The sequence below is a fragment of the Pseudomonas sp. GW458-11-26-14-LB4 genome, assembly GCF_059423925.1.
The window spans coordinates 77776-94056 of the sequence record NZ_JBWKYU010000016.1 but is presented as its reverse complement, the minus strand read 5'-3'; the positions used below and the strand labels follow the sequence as shown (position 1 = coordinate 94056).

Below are 16281 nucleotides of genomic sequence, written 5' to 3'. Positions count from 1 at the left end.
CGAGTTACTCCTTGGTGTCTTCGGGTTCTGCCGCAGCCACGTGCTGATTGTCCTCAGCCACGGCGCGCTCGATCAGGGCCGACAGGTGCGCACCCCGCACGACGCTTTCGTCGTAGTGGAAGTGCAATTGCGGCACGCTGCGCAGCTTCATTTCGCGGGCCAGCTGCATGCGCAGGAAACCGGCAGCAGCGTTGAGCACCTTGATGCTTTGCGCGATGTCTTCAGCGTTGTCCTGCCCCATCACGGTGATGAAGATCTTCGCGTGACCGACGTCACGGCTGACTTCCACAGCGGTAATGGTGACCAGACCGACGCGCGGGTCTTTGACTTCACGACGGATCAGTTGGGCCAGCTCACGCTGCATCTGATCGCCGATACGTTGGGTACGGCTGTATTCTTTTGCCATGATTTGTTACCTGTTACTGCCCCGCGGTGAAACCCGCAAGGTCTGAAAGCGGCAAACGCCCGGCCTGACAAAAGCCAGACCGGGCGTTGCGTTTAGAGTCCTGACGCCGTGCCGCGCACTTGCATGCGGCGGCCCGACGTGGCCCTTGAAGTGCGCGAGTCAGAGGCTGCGAGCAACCTGAACCTTCTCGAAGACTTCGATCTTGTCGCCGACTTTGACGTCGTTGTAGCTCTTCACGCCGATACCGCACTCCATGCCGGCACGTACTTCGGAAGCGTCATCCTTGAAGCGGCGCAGGGATTCCAGCTCGCCTTCGAAGATAACGATGTCTTCACGCAGTACACGGATCGGACGGTTACGGTGAACAGTACCCTCGATCACCATGCAGCCGGCGATGGCGCCGAACTTAGGCGAACGGAACACGTCACGGACTTCGGCCACACCGAGGATGTTCTCACGAACGTCGCTGCCAAGCATGCCGGTCAGGGCTTTCTTGACGTCTTCGATGATGTCGTAGATCACGTTGTAGTAACGCATGTCCAGACCTTCCTGCTCGACGATCTTCCGTGCGCCGGCATCGGCACGCACGTTGAAGCCGAACAGTACAGCGTTGGAAGCCAGTGCCAGGTTGGCATCGGATTCGGTGATACCACCGACGCCGCCACCGACCACGCGCACTTGCACTTCGTCGTTGCCCAGGCCGTTCAGAGCGCCCTGCAAGGCTTCCAGCGAACCACGGACGTCGGATTTGAGGACGATGTTGAGCGTCTTCTTCTCTTCCTGACCCATGCTTTCGAAGATGTTTTCCAGCTTGCCGGCGTGAGCGCGAGCCAGTTTGACTTCGCGGAACTTGCCTTGACGGAACAGAGCCACTTCACGGGCTTTCTTCTCGTCGGCAACCACGCTCATCTCGTCGCCAGCGTCAGGCGTACCGTCCAGGCCGAGGATCTCGACCGGAATGGCCGGGCCCGCTTCCTTGATCGGCTTGCCGTTCTCGTCGAGCATGGCGCGCACGCGGCCATAGTTCGAGCCGACCAGCACCATGTCGCCTTGACGCAGCGTACCGTCCTGAACCAGAACAGTCGCCACCGGGCCACGGCCCTTGTCCAGACGCGATTCAACCACGACACCACGGCCAGGAGCCGATGGAGTGGCAGTCAGTTCGAGGACTTCGGCTTGCAGCAATACAGCTTCAAGCAGTTCGTCGACGCCGGTACCCATCTTCGCCGAAACCGGAACGAATGGAGTGTCGCCACCCCAGTCTTCGGAGGTCACGCCGTGGGCCGACAGTTCGCTACGGATGCGATCGAGATCTGCACCCGGCTTGTCGATCTTGTTCACCGCAACTACCAGCGGAACGCCAGCAGCAACAGCGTGCTGAACAGCTTCGATGGTTTGTGGCATCACGCCGTCGTCCGCCGCAACCACCAGGATCACGATGTCCGTCGCCTTGGCACCACGGGCACGCATGGCGGTAAACGCGGCGTGACCAGGGGTGTCGAGGAAGGTGACCATGCCGCGTTCGGTTTCAACGTGGTATGCACCGATGTGCTGGGTGATACCGCCGGCTTCGCCAGCAGCTACCTTGGCACGACGGATGTAGTCGAGCAGCGAGGTCTTACCGTGGTCAACGTGACCCATTACGGTCACAACCGGCGCACGAGGAACTGCTTCACCTTCGAACTTCAGGGACTCGGCCAGGGAATCTTCCAGAGCGGTGTCGCTGACCAGGGTCACTTTGTGGCCCAGTTCTTCGGCTACCAGTTGAGCAGTTTCCTGATCAAGCACCTGGTTGATGGTCGCTGGAGTACCCAGTTTGAACATGAACTTGATGATTTCGGCAGCTTTAACCGACATCTGCTGAGCGAGATCGCCAACAGTGATGGTTTCGCCGATCTTCACTTCACGCACGACAGGACCGGTAGGGCTCTGGAAACCGTGGGCGTTGCGTTTCTTCAGCTTGGCCTTGCCGCGACCGCCGCGACGGAAGCCATCGCTTTCTTCATCGGTAGTACGTGGCGCCACACGTGGAGCCGGAGCCTTTTCCTTGACCGATGCGCGATGCGGAGCGTTTTTGCGCTCGCCATCACCACCGCCACGACGGTTGTTGTCGTCGGCACGTGGTTTGTCCGGACGGCGCTGTTCGTCACGCTTGCGAGTGTCGGCAGCTGGGGCAGCAGCCACAACCGGCGCGGCTTCGCGCACTGGTTCGGCCACTGGCGCAGGTGCAGCGACGGCTTCGGCAGGAGCGGACGGCGCAGCAGGCTGGCGACGCGCTTCTTCTTCGGCGCGAACGCGGGCTTCTTCTTCAGCCTTCTGACGGGCAGCATTTTCTACTGCGCGACGTTCATCCAGTTCACGCTTGCGCTCGGCTTCGATTTCTTCCGGGCTACGCTGTACGAAAACTTTCTTCTTGCGGACTTCAACGCTGATGCTTTTGCTGCCAGCCACACGCAGGGTGCTGGTGGTTTTACGCTGCAGCGTGATCTTGCGTGGTTCTTCCACTTTCGCCTTGTGGCTGCTTTTCAAGTGGGTCAGCAGGGATTGCTTCTCACTGTCAGTCACATTTTCTTCGGCGGCGGTGTGCGGCAGACCTGCCTCACGCATCTGCTGCAACAGGCGCTCTACCGGTGTTTTGACCTCATCGGCCAGTTGTTTCACCGTGACTTGCGTCATGCACTTCTCTCCTCAGGCCGCGCCTAATTACTCGAACCAGTGGGCTCGGGCGGCCATGATCAACTTGCCGGCACGATCATCGTCAATGCCGTCGATGTCGAGCAGGTCGTCAATAGACTGCTCGGCCAGGTCTTCGCGGGTAATTACGCCGCGCACCGCCAGTTCCATCGCCAAATCCTTGTCCATACCCTCAAGCGAGAGCAGGTCTTCGGCCGGATGGGCGTCTGCCAGCTTTTCCTCAGTAGCGATGGCATTGGTCAACAAGCGATCCTTGGCACGAGCGCGAAGCTCGTTGACGATGTCTTCGTCAAAGCCGTCGATGTTGAGCATTTCTTCCAACGGTACGTAGGCAATCTCTTCCAGGCTGGTGAAGCCTTCGTCTACCAGCACCTGAGCCAGCTCTTCGTCGACTTCCAGCTCGTCGATGAAGTTGCGCAGGATGTCGCCGGTTTCCGCTTGTTGCTTAGCCTGGATGTCCGATTCGGTCATCACGTTCAGGGTCCAGCCAGTCAGCTGGCTCGCCAGACGCACGTTCTGACCACCACGACCGATGGCCTGAGCCAGATTGTCTGCGCCAACGGCGATATCCATGGCATGGGCATCTTCGTCAACGATGATGGCCGCCACTTCTGCCGGCGACATGGCATTGATCACGAACTGAGCCGGGTTGTCGTCCCACAGGACGATATCGACACGCTCGCCACCCAACTCGCCCGACACGGCCTGGACGCGCGAACCGCGCATACCGATGCACGCGCCTTGCGGGTCGATGCGTTTGTCCTTGGAGCGGACAGCGATCTTGGCACGCGAACCCGGATCACGGGATGCGGCCATGACTTCGATCAGGCCTTCAGCGATTTCCGGCACTTCGATACGGAACAGCTCGATCAGCATTTCCGGCGCGGTACGCGACAGGATCAGCTGAGGGCCGCGGTTCTCGGTGCGGATTTCCTTGAGCAGCGCACGCAGACGCACGCCAACACGGAAGGTTTCGCGAGAGATGATGTCTTCACGGGCCAGCAACGCTTCAGCGTTATTACCCAGGTCGACGATCACGTTGTCGCGGGTCACTTTCTTCACGGTGCCGGAGATGATTTCTCCCAGGCGCTCGCGATAAGCGTCAACCACTTGAGCGCGCTCGGCTTCGCGCACTTTCTGCACGATGACCTGCTTGGCGGTCTGCGCAGCGATGCGGCCGAACTCGATGGACTCGATCTTTTCTTCAACGACGTCGCCAACCTTGGCGCCAGGGTGCGTTTCAGCAACCTTGCTCGGCCAGGTTTCGATGGCCGGATCATCGAGATCATTCTCTTCGACGACCGTCCAGCGACGGAAAGTTTCGTAAGAACCGGTGTGGCGGTTGATTTCCACACGCAGATCAACTTCGTCTTCAAAACGCTTTTTGGTAGCAGTGGCCAGAGCCAGCTCCAGCGCTTCAAAAATTACGCTTGCCGGTACACCCTTTTCATTGGATACCGACTCAACAACCAGCAGTACTTCTTTGCTCATCGTACGCCTCGCCTTTCGCAAGCCATTGGATCCGCGGGATCCGCGTCTCAGTCAAAACTGGGAATAATGTTGGCCTTGTCGATCATATCGATCGGCAACAGGAACTCATGGTCATCTACCTGCACCACGACGTCCTGCTCTTCTACACCGCGCAGAAGGCCCTGAAAGTTGCGTCGACCTTCGAAAGGCGAGCGCAGCTTGATCTTCACTTGTTCACCGACATATTTGGCAAACTGCTCAAGAGTGAACAGTGGGCGTTCCATGCCTGGCGAGGAAACTTCAAGGGTGTATTCAACGGAGATCGGATCTTCAACATCCAGCACACCGCTGATCTGACGGCTGACGATGGCGCAATCGTCCACCAGTACGCCGCCTTCCTTATCGATATAAACGCGCAACATTGAGTGGCGACCTTGAGCCGAAAACTCAATACCCCAGCATTCATAGCCTAGGGCCACGACCACCGGGGCCAGCAAGGCCTGCAACTCTTCTAGCTTGCTCGACACCTGAACCCCCTCGTGCATGTATGTGCATGCTATGCAAAATAAAAAAATGGGCGAAACGCCCATCCTTGAAACGCCGTCGAACAGCGGCGTCGAAAGTGTCCAGCTAACAAAAAGCCCCTTAAAAGGGGCTCCTTAAACTGGTTGCGGGGGCCGGATTTGAACCGACGACCTTCGGGTTATGAGCCCGACGAGCTACCAGACTGCTCCACCCCGCGACAAAGCTGGGGCGGAAGTATACGACCGATCCCTTATAGGGTCAATGTAACCTTCCACCTGCAAGAAAGCCCGCAACAGCGGGCTCTCCTGACTAATTGGTACCGAGAAGGGGACTCGAACCCCTACACCCTATGGGCACAACCACCTCAAGGTTGCGTGTCTACCAATTCCACCACCTCGGCAATACTACGTTTGAAACTCTTCTTACTTCTGCTCTTGAGCTGGAGGTACGTCAGTCGCTGGAGTAGCCGACTTTTGCTCTTGAAGCACCGGGACATCATCAGAAGCCGGTTGTTGCTTTGGAACTTCCAACACTGCCGGGTTTGGCAAACCTGCTTGAGTCAGCAGATGAGCCTTCTCTTTAGCAAAGTATCCTAACCCCAAGCTGGTTATGAAGAAACCGGCGGCAAGTATAGCAGTAAACTTACTAAGAAAGGTAGAGGAACCTTGGCTTCCGAACACAGTATTTGAAGCACCTGCTCCGAAAGACGCGCCAGCATCCGCACCTTTACCCTGCTGCAGCAAAACCAGAGCAACTACGCCCAATGCACCCAGCAGATGAAAAACGACTACGACTGTTTCCAGCATTTTTTCAGTTTCCCGCGGCGCGACAAATCGCACCGAACTCATCTGCATTCAGGGAAGCTCCACCAATGAGCCCCCCATCGATATCCGGCATGCCGAACAGTTCGACCGCATTGGCCGCCTTCACGCTGCCGCCGTATAGAAGCCGCACACCTCGTGCCACTTCAGAATTCTCTGCCGCCAACTGCTCGCGAATGACTTTATGCACATCCTGAGCCTGTTGCGGCGTTGCAGTCAGTCCAGTACCAATCGCCCAGACCGGCTCGTAAGCGATCACTGCGTTGGCAAAAGCACCGACACCCAGCTCCTCGATGATACTGCCCAGCTGACGCCCGACAACCTCAAGAGTTTTTCCGGCTTCACGCTGCTCCAGGGTCTCCCCTACGCACAACACCGGAATCAAGCCACATGCCTGTGCCGCTGCGAACTTGCGATTCAGCATTCCGTCTCGCTCGCCCATGATCTGACGGCGTTCGGAGTGCCCGACAAGCACCAGGGAACAACCTGCATCCACCAACTGACTCGGCGCAATCTCGCCCGTCAACGCACCTTGCATGGATTCCACCGCAGAGTTCTGCGCACCGACCGAAATCGATTTGCCTTTCAAGCCATCAATCACTTGATTGATATACAAGCAAGGCGGGAATACCGCGACATCAACACCGCTTGGCAAGGCCAGATGACGAAGGCCGTTGATCAGCTCAGCGACGCTGGCGCGGGTACCGTGCATCTTCCAGTTACCAGCTACCATAGGGCGACGCATGCTGTACCTCGTCGGTCAAAGTGGGCGCAGATGTTACCCAACACAATCATGGCTGGCAAGCCGAATCAGGCAGAAACTTCAGTTACCAGTTTTGCCAGTTCTTCGGCATAGCCACGAACCTGGGTTTCGTCCTCACCTTCGACCATCACACGCACCAGAGGCTCTGTCCCGGACTTGCGCAAAAGCACACGGCCACGACCCGCCATCGCCTCGGTCACACGCTTGCTGGCTTCCTTGACAGCCGGATGATCAAGCGGGCTGTCGCCACCGCCGAAACGTACATTGATCAGCACCTGAGGACACTTGCGCAGGGCCTGGCGCGTTTGCGCCAACCCTTCGTTACGGGCTTTCAACGCCATCAACACCTGCAACGCCGCGATGATCGCATCGCCAGTCGTCGTGTGATTGAAGCAGACGACATGTCCGGAGTTCTCGCCCCCGACCAGCCAATCACGCTCCAGCAATTCGGCAATCACATAGCGGTCGCCGACATTTGCACGCACAAAAGGAATACCCAGATCCGCCAGAGCCAGCTCCAGACCCAGATTGCTCATCAGCGTACCGACCACACCACCCTGCAACTTGCCTCGCTCATGCAGATCGCGCGCAATAATGAAGATCAGCTCATCGCCATCAACAATCGCACCCGTGTGATCAACCATCAACACCCGGTCGCCATCGCCGTCGAATGCGATCCCGAGGTCAGCGTGCTCCGACAGCACCGCCGCCTGCAACTGCCCCATGTGAGTGGAGCCACAGTTGTCGTTGATATTCAGACCATTGGGCTGCGCGGACAGCACCACGACTTCGGCACCCAGCTCACGAAAAACGCTCGGTGCGACCTTGTAGGTCGCTCCGTGTGCGCAGTCGATGACAATTTTCAGGCCAGAAAAACTGGTACCCGTCGGTACAGAACTCTTGCAGAACTCGATATAGCGACCGGACGCATCATTGATTCGCGAAACCTTGCCGATCTTGCTCGACTCAACGACCGTCATCGGCGTGTCGAGCAGCTCTTCGATCATCAGCTCCAGCTCATCAGGCAGCTTGGTACCTCTACCGGAGAAAAACTTGATGCCATTGTCGTCATGCGGATTGTGCGATGCGCTGATCACGATTCCGGCCTCGGCCTGGAATGTACGCGACAAATAGGCGATGGCCGGAGTCGGCATCGGACCGAGCAGCATCACATCAGCACCTGCGGAAGTCAGGCCGGCCTCAAGAGCCGACTCGAACATGTAGCCGGAAATCCGCGTGTCCTTGCCGACCAGCACCTTGCAGGCGCCCATCTTGCGAAAGGCCATGCCGGCAGCCCAGCCGAGCTTGAGCATGAAGTCAGGAGTAATCGGATATTCCCCGACACGACCACGAATGCCGTCAGTACCAAAATATTTCTTGCTCATAAGTGCTCCATCATTCTTATTCGGCTGATTCCACGGCTGCGAGCATTCGCACCACGTCCACCGTTTCCGCCACATCATGGACGCGCAATATACGCGCACCCTTCACCGACGCCAGTGCAGCCAGTGCCAAACCACCGTATAGACGCTCGCCCACCGGGCGATTCAATGCGTGACCGATCATGCTTTTGCGCGAAACGCCCACCAACAGTGGCCGCCCCAGCGCATGCAGGGCTTCCATATGCTTGAACAAGCTTAGATTGTGCTGCAGGGTTTTGGCGAAGCCGAAGCCCGGATCAAGAATGATCCGCTCGGCCGGAATACCTGCCACCTCACACTGAGCCATGCGCTCGGCGAGAAATTCGCCCACTTCCCGGGTGACATCCTGATAACGCGGATCATCCTGCATGTCGCCAGGCTCGCCGAGCATATGCATGAGACATACAGGCAACCCGGTGGCAGCAGCAGCATCCAACGCGCCATCCCGCCGTAGCGAACGAACGTCATTGATCAAACCGGCACCCAACCGCGCTGTTTCGCGCATGACCGCCGGAGTGGACGTATCGACCGATATGACCACATCCAGCTCGCGGTTGATCAGCTCAACGACAGGAGCGACACGTTCCAGCTCCTCCAATGGAGAAACCGCCCGCGCGCCGGGCCGGGTTGACTCCCCACCCACATCGATCAGCGTTGCACCCGCCGCAACCATGGCTTCGGCATGACGCAAGGCCGCATCGAGCTGGCTGTATCGGCCACCGTCGGAAAATGAATCGGGAGTGACATTGAGAATGCCCATGACATGCGTCCGGGCCAAATCAAGAACCCGGTTGCCGCAAGGCAACCGGGTCAGGGACTGTACAGAAGTCATTTCAAACCTTAAACGTCGGCAGCCGGACCGCCAATCGGTGTTTCCGGACGCTCGCCCTGAATGACAGGAGGCGTACCAGTACCGGTACCGCCCGACCAGTCGCGAGGCTCGCGAGGTGTACGACCGGCCATGATGTCGTCGATCTGTTCGGCATCGATCGTCTCGTACTTCATCAGGGCATCCGCCATGGCATCGAGCTTGTCGCGATTGTCCGTAAGGATCTGCTTGGCGGTGCCGTAGCACTGATCGATGATGCTGCGTACTTCGGAGTCGATCAGCTTGGCTGTCTCACCGGAGAAACTGGCATTCTGACCGCCACCGCCGCGACCGAGGAATACTTCACCCTCTTCTTCGGCGTACATCAACGGACCGAGTTTTTCCGACAGACCCCACTTGGTCACCATGTTCCGCGCAATCTGACTCGCGCGCATGATGTCGTTGGAAGCACCTGTGGTCACACCGTCGAAGCCCAAAGTCATCTCTTCAGCAATACGGCCGCCGTACAGCGAGCAGATCTGACTGATCAGCGCACGCTTGGACAGACTGTAGCGATCCTCTTCCGGCAGGAACATGGTCACACCCAGCGCACGACCGCGCGGGATGATCGACACCTTGTAGACCGGATCATGCTCGGGCACGACGCGACCAACAATGGCGTGGCCTGCTTCGTGATAAGCGGTGTTCTGCTTTTCCTTCTCGGACATGACCATGGATTTGCGCTCGGCGCCCATCATGATCTTGTCTTTGGCCAGTTCGAACTCTTTCATTTCGACGATGCGCTTGCCGGCACGGGCGGCGAACAGCGAAGCCTCGTTGACCAGGTTCGCCAGATCGGCACCGGAGAACCCCGGAGTACCACGTGCGATAACGGCCGGAGCAACGTCGTCACCCATTGGCACTTTACGCATGTGAACCTTGAGGATCTGCTCACGACCACGGATGTCCGGCAAACCAACCACCACCTGACGGTCGAAACGACCAGGTCGCAGCAACGCAGGGTCCAGCACGTCAGGACGGTTGGTCGCAGCGATGACGATGATGCCGTCATTCATTTCGAAACCGTCCATCTCGACCAGCAACTGGTTGAGCGTCTGTTCGCGCTCGTCGTGACCGCCACCCATGCCCGCACCACGATGGCGACCAACGGCGTCGATCTCGTCGATGAAGATAATGCACGGAGCGTGTTTCTTGGCCTGTTCGAACATGTCACGAACGCGGCTGGCACCGACACCTACGAACATTTCGACGAAGTCGGAACCGGAAATGGTGAAGAACGGCACTTTGGCTTCGCCGGCAATCGCCTTGGCCAGCAAGGTTTTACCGGTACCCGGAGGGCCGACCATCAGCACGCCGCGAGGAATGCGGCCGCCCAGGCGCTGGAACTTGCCCGGATCACGGAGGAACTCGACCAGTTCGCCCACTTCTTCCTTGGCTTCGTCGCAACCGGCAACGTCAGCCAGGGTGGTTTTCACCTGATCTTCGGACAGCAGACGCGCCTTGCTCTTGCCAAAGCTCATCGGCCCGCCCTTGCCGCCCGCACCGCCCTGCATCTGGCGCATGAAGAACATGAACACCGCGATGATCACCAGGATCGGGAAGCTGGCCACCAGAAGCTGGGTCCAGATGCTTTGCTGCTCAGGCTGCTTGCCTTCGACTACAACGTGGTTGTCGACAAGATCGCCGATCAGGCCATTGTCCTGAATTGCCGGACGAATGGTCTTGAAGCTGTCGCCATCGTTGCGCTTGCCGGTAATCACGTAGCCGTCGACGGCCACGCGCTCGACCTTGCCATCCTTGACCTGCTGGATGAAGTCGGAATAGTTGAGGGTCTGCGGCTCGTTAGGGCTGGAGAAGTTGTTCATCACCGTCACCAGGACAGCCGCGATGATCAACCACAGGATCAGATTCTTTGCCATATCGTTCAATTAACTACCCTCTGAAGCAAGCTCCGCTACTGGCGCGCGCTTCGCATGATATTCACCGGCCTAACTTACTACATTACCTACAGCTCTGGCAGGCGCCGTCTGTAACCCTTTGTGAAACACTTTCTACACAATATTCGCTTATGCGCGCGGGGCGAAATACGAAAAACCTATCACCCCGCCAAAAAACCTCGTTTTACTCGCTACGACCGCGATAGCCCCAAGCCAGCATGTACTGCTCGCGAGAGCTGCCACGAGAGGAGTCCGGCTTGATCATCTGGATCTTGTCGAACTTCTTTCGAGCATCCTTCAGGTAAACATCGAACCCTTCGCCCTGAAAAATCTTGATCACAAAATTGCCACCCGGCTTGAGTATCCGCTCCGCCAGATCAAGCGCCAGCTCGCAAAGGAACATGGCTTTTGGCATATCCACTTCAGGCGTACCACTCATATTGGGGGCCATATCGGAAATCACAAGGTCCACCTGCGAATTACCCACAGCCTCAAGGATCTGAGCGAGCACTGCATCCTCGGTGAAGTCACCCTGAATGAAAGTCACGTCCGGAATGCTGTCCATTTCCAGGATGTCCGAGGCGATCAATCGCCCCTGACCACCGATCAGCCGGCTGGTGACCTGCGACCAGCCGCCAGGTGCCGCGCCGAGGTCGACGACGTTCATGCCCGGACGGATCAGTTTGTATTTCTCCTGGATCTCCAGAAGCTTGTAACTCGCACGCGAGCGGTAGCCATCCTTCTGCGCTTGCTTCACATAGGGATCATTGACATGTCTTTTCAGCCAACCAAGGCTTGTCTTGGAACGCGCCATTGGGCACCTCGTTGATTAGGGTCGTGATTAATTGGGCGGATCCACGAGCCCTCGGGTAAAATGGCCGCCATTTTACAGAATCCAGACGAAAGGGTCAGATTATGCCGCTCACTCCAGAGCAGAAGAAACAGTACAAATCCATTGGCCACCACCTGAAACCAGTTCTGACTGTGGCTGACAACGGTTTGACTGAGGGTGTTCTAGCCGAACTCGAACGCGCATTGGCAGATCACGAGCTGATCAAGATCAAGCTCAACATCCTCGATCGCGAGGCGCGCCTGGCGTCCGTTGCAGAGCTGTGCAAGACCGGCAAGGCCGATCTGGTGCAAGTCATCGGCAAGATGGCACTGATTTACCGCAAGAACTTCAGCGTCAACAAGCAGCTGTCGAACGTCCATCGCTTCAAGTGATGGCAAGGGTCAAGGGTGTGCTTCGCGCACCCTGCCACTCCATCCCGGCACCGGCTGCAATACCAGCACCAACCCGGAAAAACCCAACACAAGAAAGCTGAACACCTGCCAGCGCTGCGCATCCGGCCAGCCGACACGCACTGCGACAAACATCGCACACGCATACAACGCCATCAGCAACACCTGCCCGCGAAAATCCCGCCATAGACTGGCAAGGCCCTCGGCCTGTACCAGCACCAAAGCCTGAAATATCACACACGCGACGGCAAAACCCACTACCGCCACTTCAAACGTACTTGCAACTTCGTCGATCAGCAGCGGAGCCAGGCCAATCCGACCCAGCACCGGCCGCAGACCGAGATGTACCAACCACAGGCCACCGACCCACAACATCTGGGCCAGTTGCCAGAGCATCGCGCCCGCATGCAGCGGGCGCCCACCCTCAGATGTGACGGACTTCGACAATCTCGTACTCGATATCGCCACCTGGCGTTTTCACGACGACCGTATCGCCCTCTTCCTTGGCAATCAAGGCGCGAGCGATCGGCGAGCCGACCGAAATCTTGCCGAGTTTGATGTCCGCCTCATCCTCACCCACGATCTGGTAAGTCACGCTTTCATCAGTCTCGACGTTGGCGATTTCGACGGTAGTGCCGAAAATCACTTTGCCGGTGTGCGGAATGGTCGTCACGTCAATGATCACCGCGTTCTGCAGGCGACCTTCGATGTCACGGATCCGCGCCTCGACCATGCCTTGCTGTTCGCGCGCAGCATGGTATTCAGCGTTTTCTTTCAAATCACCCAACTCGCGGGCCGTACCGATGTCCTGGCTGAGCTTCGGACGAACGACCTTGGTCAGGTGAGCATGCTCTTCTTCCAGGGCCTTGGAGCCCTGGACGGTCATTGGGTATTTATTCATGCCTTCAATCCTGCGTGTAGATCCTGCAAGCGGCGTACGGTCTTCTCGGGACCGAACTTCAGCGCTTCGCAGATAGCTTCGCCAGCAGCAATGGTGGTGGTGCAGTAAATCTTGTGCTGCAAGGCGTTACGGCGAATGGAATAGGAATCGGCGATCGACTGGCGACCTTCGGTGGTGTTGATGATCAGGGTGACTTCGTCATTCTTGATCATGTCGACCACGTGCGGACGACCCTCGGTCACCTTGTTCACGCGACGCACTTTCAGACCTGCGGCTTCGATCAGCTTGGCAGTGCCGGCAGTGGCGACGACTTCGAAGCCCAAGTTGATCAGATCACGGGCCACGCCTGCAACCAGTGGCTTGTCATCGTCACGCACGCTGATGAATGCGGTACCGCCGGTCGGCAGCACTTCGCTGGCGCCCATCTGGGCTTTGGCAAAGGCTTCGCCGAAGGTGTCGCCGACGCCCATCACTTCACCGGTGGATTTCATCTCTGGGCCGAGAATCGGGTCAACACCTGGGAACTTGGCGAACGGGAACACCGCCTCTTTCACGCTGTAGAAGTTCGGGATGATTTCCTTGGTGAAGCCGATTTCCTTCAGGGTTTTACCGGCCATCACGCGAGCCGCGACCATTGCCAGGGAAATACCGATGCACTTCGACACGAACGGTACGGTACGGGAAGCACGCGGGTTGACTTCGATGACGTAGATGTCTTCGCCTTGCAGCGCCAACTGAACGTTCATCAGGCCGACCACGCCCAGTTCCAGGGCCATTTTCTTGACCTGTTCGCGCATCTCGTCCTGGATGTGCGCCGGCAGCGAGTACGGCGGCAGCGAGCACGCGGAGTCACCGGAGTGAACGCCCGCCTGTTCGATGTGCTGCATGATCGCGCCGATCACTACGTCCTTGCCGTCGCAGACCGCATCCACGTCCATCTCGATGGCGCAGTTGAGGAAGTGGTCGAGCAGCACCGGGCTGTCGTTCGACACTTGCACCGCGTCACGCAGGTAACGCTTGAGTTCTTCTTCCTTGTAAACAATTTCCATCGCCCGGCCGCCCAGTACATAGGACGGACGCACCACCAGCGGGTAACCGATCTTCGCGGCTGCGCGAACAGCTTCGTCTTCGCTGCGCACGGTGGCGTTTGGCGGCTGACGCAGGTTCAAGCGCTCAACCATTTGCTGGAAGCGCTCACGGTCTTCGGCACGGTCGATGGCGTCAGGGCTGGTGCCGATGATCGGCACGCCGGCTGCTTCCAGAGCACGAGCCAGTTTCAGAGGCGTTTGGCCGCCGTACTGGACGATCACGCCTTTCGGCTTCTCGACGCGGCAGATTTCCAGCACGTCTTCCAGGGTCACTGGTTCGAAGTACAGACGATCGGAAGTGTCGTAGTCAGTGGAAACGGTTTCCGGGTTGCAGTTGACCATGATGGTCTCGTAACCGTCATCGCGCAGCGCCAGTGCCGCGTGTACGCAGCAGTAGTCGAACTCGATGCCCTGACCGATACGGTTCGGGCCACCGCCGAGGATGATGATTTTGTCGCGACCGGACGGCGCAGCTTCGCACTCTTCCTCGTAGGTCGAGTACAGATAGGCGGTGTCGGTGGCGAACTCGGCCGCGCAGGTGTCGACGCGCTTGTAGACCGGGAACACTTCCAGCTTGTGGCGGTGAGTGCGCAGGTTCTTCTCGGTGACGCCCAGCAGCTTCGCCAGACGCTGGTCGGAGAAACCTTTGCGCTTGAGCTTGTACATCAGGTCGCGGTCGATAGCGGACAGACCGAGGGTCTTGACCTTCTCTTCGTCCTTGATCAGATCTTCGATCTGTACCAGGAACCAAGGATCGATCATGTTCATGCCGAAGATTTCTTCGACGGTCATGCCGGCGCGGAAGGCGTCCGCCACGTACCAGATACGCTCGGCGCCCGGCACGGTCAGTTCGCGCTTGAGCACGCTCATGCTTTCCGGGTTGCTCAGGTCGACTTTCTCGTCCAGACCGCAAACGCCCACTTCCAGACCGCGCAGGGCTTTCTGCAGGGATTCCTGGAAGGTACGGCCGATGGCCATGACTTCACCGACCGACTTCATCTGGGTGGTCAGGCGCGCGTCAGCGTTGGCGAACTTCTCGAAGGCGAAGCGCGGCAGCTTGGTCACGACGTAGTCGATGGACGGCTCGAAGGACGCCGGGGTACGGCCGCCGGTGATGTCGTTCTGCAGTTCGTCGAGGGTGTAACCGACGGCCAGCTTGGCCGCGATCTTGGCGATCGGGAAACCGGTGGCTTTCGAGGCCAGAGCCGACGAGCGGGATACACGCGGGTTCATCTCGATCACGACCATACGGCCGGTGTCCGGGCAGATACCGAACTGAACGTTGGAACCGCCGGTCTCGACGCCGATCTCGCGCAGTACCGCCAGCGAGGCGTTGCGCAGGATCTGGTATTCCTTGTCAGTCAGGGTCTGAGCCGGGGCAACGGTGATCGAGTCACCGGTGTGCACGCCCATCGGGTCGAAGTTTTCGATCGAGCAGACGATGATGCAGTTGTCCTTTTTGTCGCGGACAACTTCCATTTCATATTCTTTCCAGCCGATCAGGGATTCGTCGATCAGCAGTTCCTTGGTTGGCGACAGGTCCAGACCACGGGCGCAGATTTCTTCGAACTCTTCACGGTTGTAAGCGATACCGCCACCGGTGCCGCCCATGGTGAAGGACGGACGGATGATGCACGGGAAGCCCAGGCGCTCGAGTACCGCGTTGGCTTCTTCCATGCTGTGGGCGATACCGGAACGCGGGCATTCCAGCCCGATGGCTTTCATCGCCTTGTCGAAACGCGAACGGTCTTCAGCCTTGTCGATGGTATCGGCGTTGGCGCCGATCATCTCTACGCCGAACTTCTCCAGAACGCCTTCGCGCTCCAGGTCCAGGGCGCAGTTCAGAGCAGTCTGGCCGCCCATGGTTGGCAGCACGGCATCCGGACGCTCTTTTTCGATGATCTTGGCAACGGTCTGCCACTTGATCGGCTCAATGTAGGTCGCGTCGGCCATGTCCGGGTCGGTCATGATGGTGGCCGGGTTGGAGTTCACCAGGATGACGCGGTAACCCTCTTCGCGCAGGGCTTTACAGGCCTGGGCGCCTGAGTAGTCGAATTCGCAGGCCTGGCCGATAACGATCGGGCCAGCGCCGAGAATCAGGATGCTTTTAATGTCTGTACGTTTTGGCATGGGTTTGTCACTCAAATCCGCAGGTCAGTCGGCAAGCCGTCTTGATCGATTTCT

14 protein-coding genes and 2 tRNA genes are annotated in these 16281 nt (G+C 58.3%); 1 reads left to right on the top strand and 15 read right to left on the bottom strand.

Annotated elements, in window-relative coordinates; all coding sequences use genetic code 11:
* Positions 1-4 precede the first annotated feature (4 nt).
* The 12 genes from rbfA to rlmE all read right to left on the bottom strand — a co-directional run bounded on the left by rbfA (position 5) and on the right by rlmE (position 11680).
* A complete protein-coding gene (gene rbfA, locus AC07XZ_RS20740) occupies positions 5-406 on the bottom strand; it encodes a 30S ribosome-binding factor RbfA (RefSeq protein ID WP_007953741.1) in 402 nt (133 codons plus the stop codon).
* A gap of 159 nt (positions 407-565) precedes the next feature.
* Positions 566-3082, bottom strand: a complete 2517-nt coding sequence (gene infB, locus AC07XZ_RS20735) for a translation initiation factor IF-2 (protein WP_007953742.1) — start codon at positions 3080-3082, stop codon at positions 566-568.
* 27 nt (positions 3083-3109) lie between these two features.
* Positions 3110-4591, bottom strand: coding sequence for a transcription termination factor NusA (gene nusA, locus AC07XZ_RS20730; RefSeq protein ID WP_102687348.1), 1482 nt, complete (start codon positions 4589-4591; stop codon positions 3110-3112).
* Between the two features lie 47 nt (positions 4592-4638).
* A complete protein-coding gene (gene rimP, locus AC07XZ_RS20725; RefSeq protein WP_039769696.1) occupies positions 4639-5097 on the bottom strand; it encodes a ribosome maturation factor RimP in 459 nt (152 codons plus the stop codon).
* Positions 5098-5235: 138 nt separating this feature from the next.
* A tRNA-Met gene (locus tag AC07XZ_RS20720) sits at positions 5236-5312 on the bottom strand.
* 97 nt (positions 5313-5409) lie between these two features.
* Positions 5410-5495 (bottom strand) — tRNA-Leu (locus tag AC07XZ_RS20715).
* Between the two features lie 22 nt (positions 5496-5517).
* Positions 5518-5901: a preprotein translocase subunit SecG gene (gene secG / locus AC07XZ_RS20710; protein ID WP_102687347.1), complete on the bottom strand. Its 384-nt coding sequence runs from the start codon at positions 5899-5901 to the stop codon at positions 5518-5520.
* Positions 5902-5905: 4 nt separating this feature from the next.
* Positions 5906-6661, bottom strand: coding sequence for a triose-phosphate isomerase (tpiA, locus tag AC07XZ_RS20705; protein ID WP_102687346.1), 756 nt, complete (start codon positions 6659-6661; stop codon positions 5906-5908).
* Positions 6662-6726: 65 nt separating this feature from the next.
* On the bottom strand, positions 6727-8064 hold the full coding sequence (gene glmM, locus AC07XZ_RS20700) for a phosphoglucosamine mutase (RefSeq protein ID WP_085746884.1): 1338 nt from the start codon (positions 8062-8064) through the stop codon (positions 6727-6729).
* A 16-nt stretch (positions 8065-8080) separates the two neighbouring features.
* On the bottom strand, positions 8081-8932 hold the full coding sequence (gene folP / locus AC07XZ_RS20695) for a dihydropteroate synthase (RefSeq protein WP_085685618.1): 852 nt from the start codon (positions 8930-8932) through the stop codon (positions 8081-8083).
* Positions 8933-8940: 8 nt separating this feature from the next.
* Positions 8941-10848: an ATP-dependent zinc metalloprotease FtsH gene (gene ftsH / locus AC07XZ_RS20690; protein ID WP_011332403.1), complete on the bottom strand. Its 1908-nt coding sequence runs from the start codon at positions 10846-10848 to the stop codon at positions 8941-8943.
* A gap of 202 nt (positions 10849-11050) precedes the next feature.
* Positions 11051-11680, bottom strand: a complete 630-nt coding sequence (gene rlmE, locus AC07XZ_RS20685) for a 23S rRNA (uridine(2552)-2'-O)-methyltransferase RlmE (RefSeq protein ID WP_007953751.1) — start codon at positions 11678-11680, stop codon at positions 11051-11053.
* A 101-nt stretch (positions 11681-11781) separates the two neighbouring features.
* Here rlmE and AC07XZ_RS20680 point away from each other — a divergent pair, with 101 nt between their 5' ends.
* Complete coding sequence (locus AC07XZ_RS20680) at positions 11782-12090, top strand: YhbY family RNA-binding protein (protein WP_007953753.1); 309 nt, start codon at positions 11782-11784, stop codon at positions 12088-12090.
* 9 nt (positions 12091-12099) lie between these two features.
* Here the strand turns inward: AC07XZ_RS20680 and AC07XZ_RS20675 are convergent, their stop codons facing one another.
* From AC07XZ_RS20675 to carB, 3 genes are read right to left on the bottom strand one after another with little or no spacing between them, the layout of a single operon-like run.
* Complete coding sequence (locus AC07XZ_RS20675; protein ID WP_085746882.1) at positions 12100-12504, bottom strand: MFS transporter; 405 nt, start codon at positions 12502-12504, stop codon at positions 12100-12102.
* A 28-nt stretch (positions 12505-12532) separates the two neighbouring features.
* Positions 12533-13009, bottom strand: a complete 477-nt coding sequence (gene greA / locus AC07XZ_RS20670) for a transcription elongation factor GreA (RefSeq protein ID WP_007953757.1) — start codon at positions 13007-13009, stop codon at positions 12533-12535.
* Positions 13006-16227, bottom strand: coding sequence for a carbamoyl-phosphate synthase large subunit (gene carB, locus AC07XZ_RS20665; RefSeq protein WP_039769162.1), 3222 nt, complete (start codon positions 16225-16227; stop codon positions 13006-13008). The genes greA and carB overlap by 4 nt, the downstream gene beginning before the upstream one ends.
* Positions 16228-16281 lie beyond the last annotated feature (54 nt).

Bases quoted from the DNA above. Each gene is read 5' to 3' on its own strand.
- rbfA (WP_007953741.1), bottom strand. From the start codon at position 406: ATGGCAAAAGAATACAGCCGTACCCAACGTATCGGCGATCAGATGCAG.
- infB (WP_007953742.1), bottom strand. From the start codon at position 3,082: ATGACGCAAGTCACGGTGAAACAACTGGCCGATGAGGTCAAAACACCG.
- nusA (WP_102687348.1), bottom strand. From the start codon at position 4,591: ATGAGCAAAGAAGTACTGCTGGTTGTTGAGTCGGTATCCAATGAAAAG.
- secG (WP_102687347.1), bottom strand. From the start codon at position 5,901: ATGCTGGAAACAGTCGTAGTCGTTTTTCATCTGCTGGGTGCATTGGGC.
- tpiA (WP_102687346.1), bottom strand. From the start codon at position 6,661: ATGCGTCGCCCTATGGTAGCTGGTAACTGGAAGATGCACGGTACCCGC.
- glmM (WP_085746884.1), bottom strand. From the start codon at position 8,064: ATGAGCAAGAAATATTTTGGTACTGACGGCATTCGTGGTCGTGTCGGG.
- folP (WP_085685618.1), bottom strand. From the start codon at position 8,932: ATGACTTCTGTACAGTCCCTGACCCGGTTGCCTTGCGGCAACCGGGTT.
- ftsH (WP_011332403.1), bottom strand. From the start codon at position 10,848: ATGGCAAAGAATCTGATCCTGTGGTTGATCATCGCGGCTGTCCTGGTG.
- rlmE (WP_007953751.1), bottom strand. From the start codon at position 11,680: ATGGCGCGTTCCAAGACAAGCCTTGGTTGGCTGAAAAGACATGTCAAT.
- AC07XZ_RS20680 (WP_007953753.1), top strand. From the start codon at position 11,782: ATGCCGCTCACTCCAGAGCAGAAGAAACAGTACAAATCCATTGGCCAC.
- AC07XZ_RS20675 (WP_085746882.1), bottom strand. From the start codon at position 12,504: ATGCTCTGGCAACTGGCCCAGATGTTGTGGGTCGGTGGCCTGTGGTTG.
- greA (WP_007953757.1), bottom strand. From the start codon at position 13,009: ATGAATAAATACCCAATGACCGTCCAGGGCTCCAAGGCCCTGGAAGAA.
- carB (WP_039769162.1), bottom strand. From the start codon at position 16,227: ATGCCAAAACGTACAGACATTAAAAGCATCCTGATTCTCGGCGCTGGC.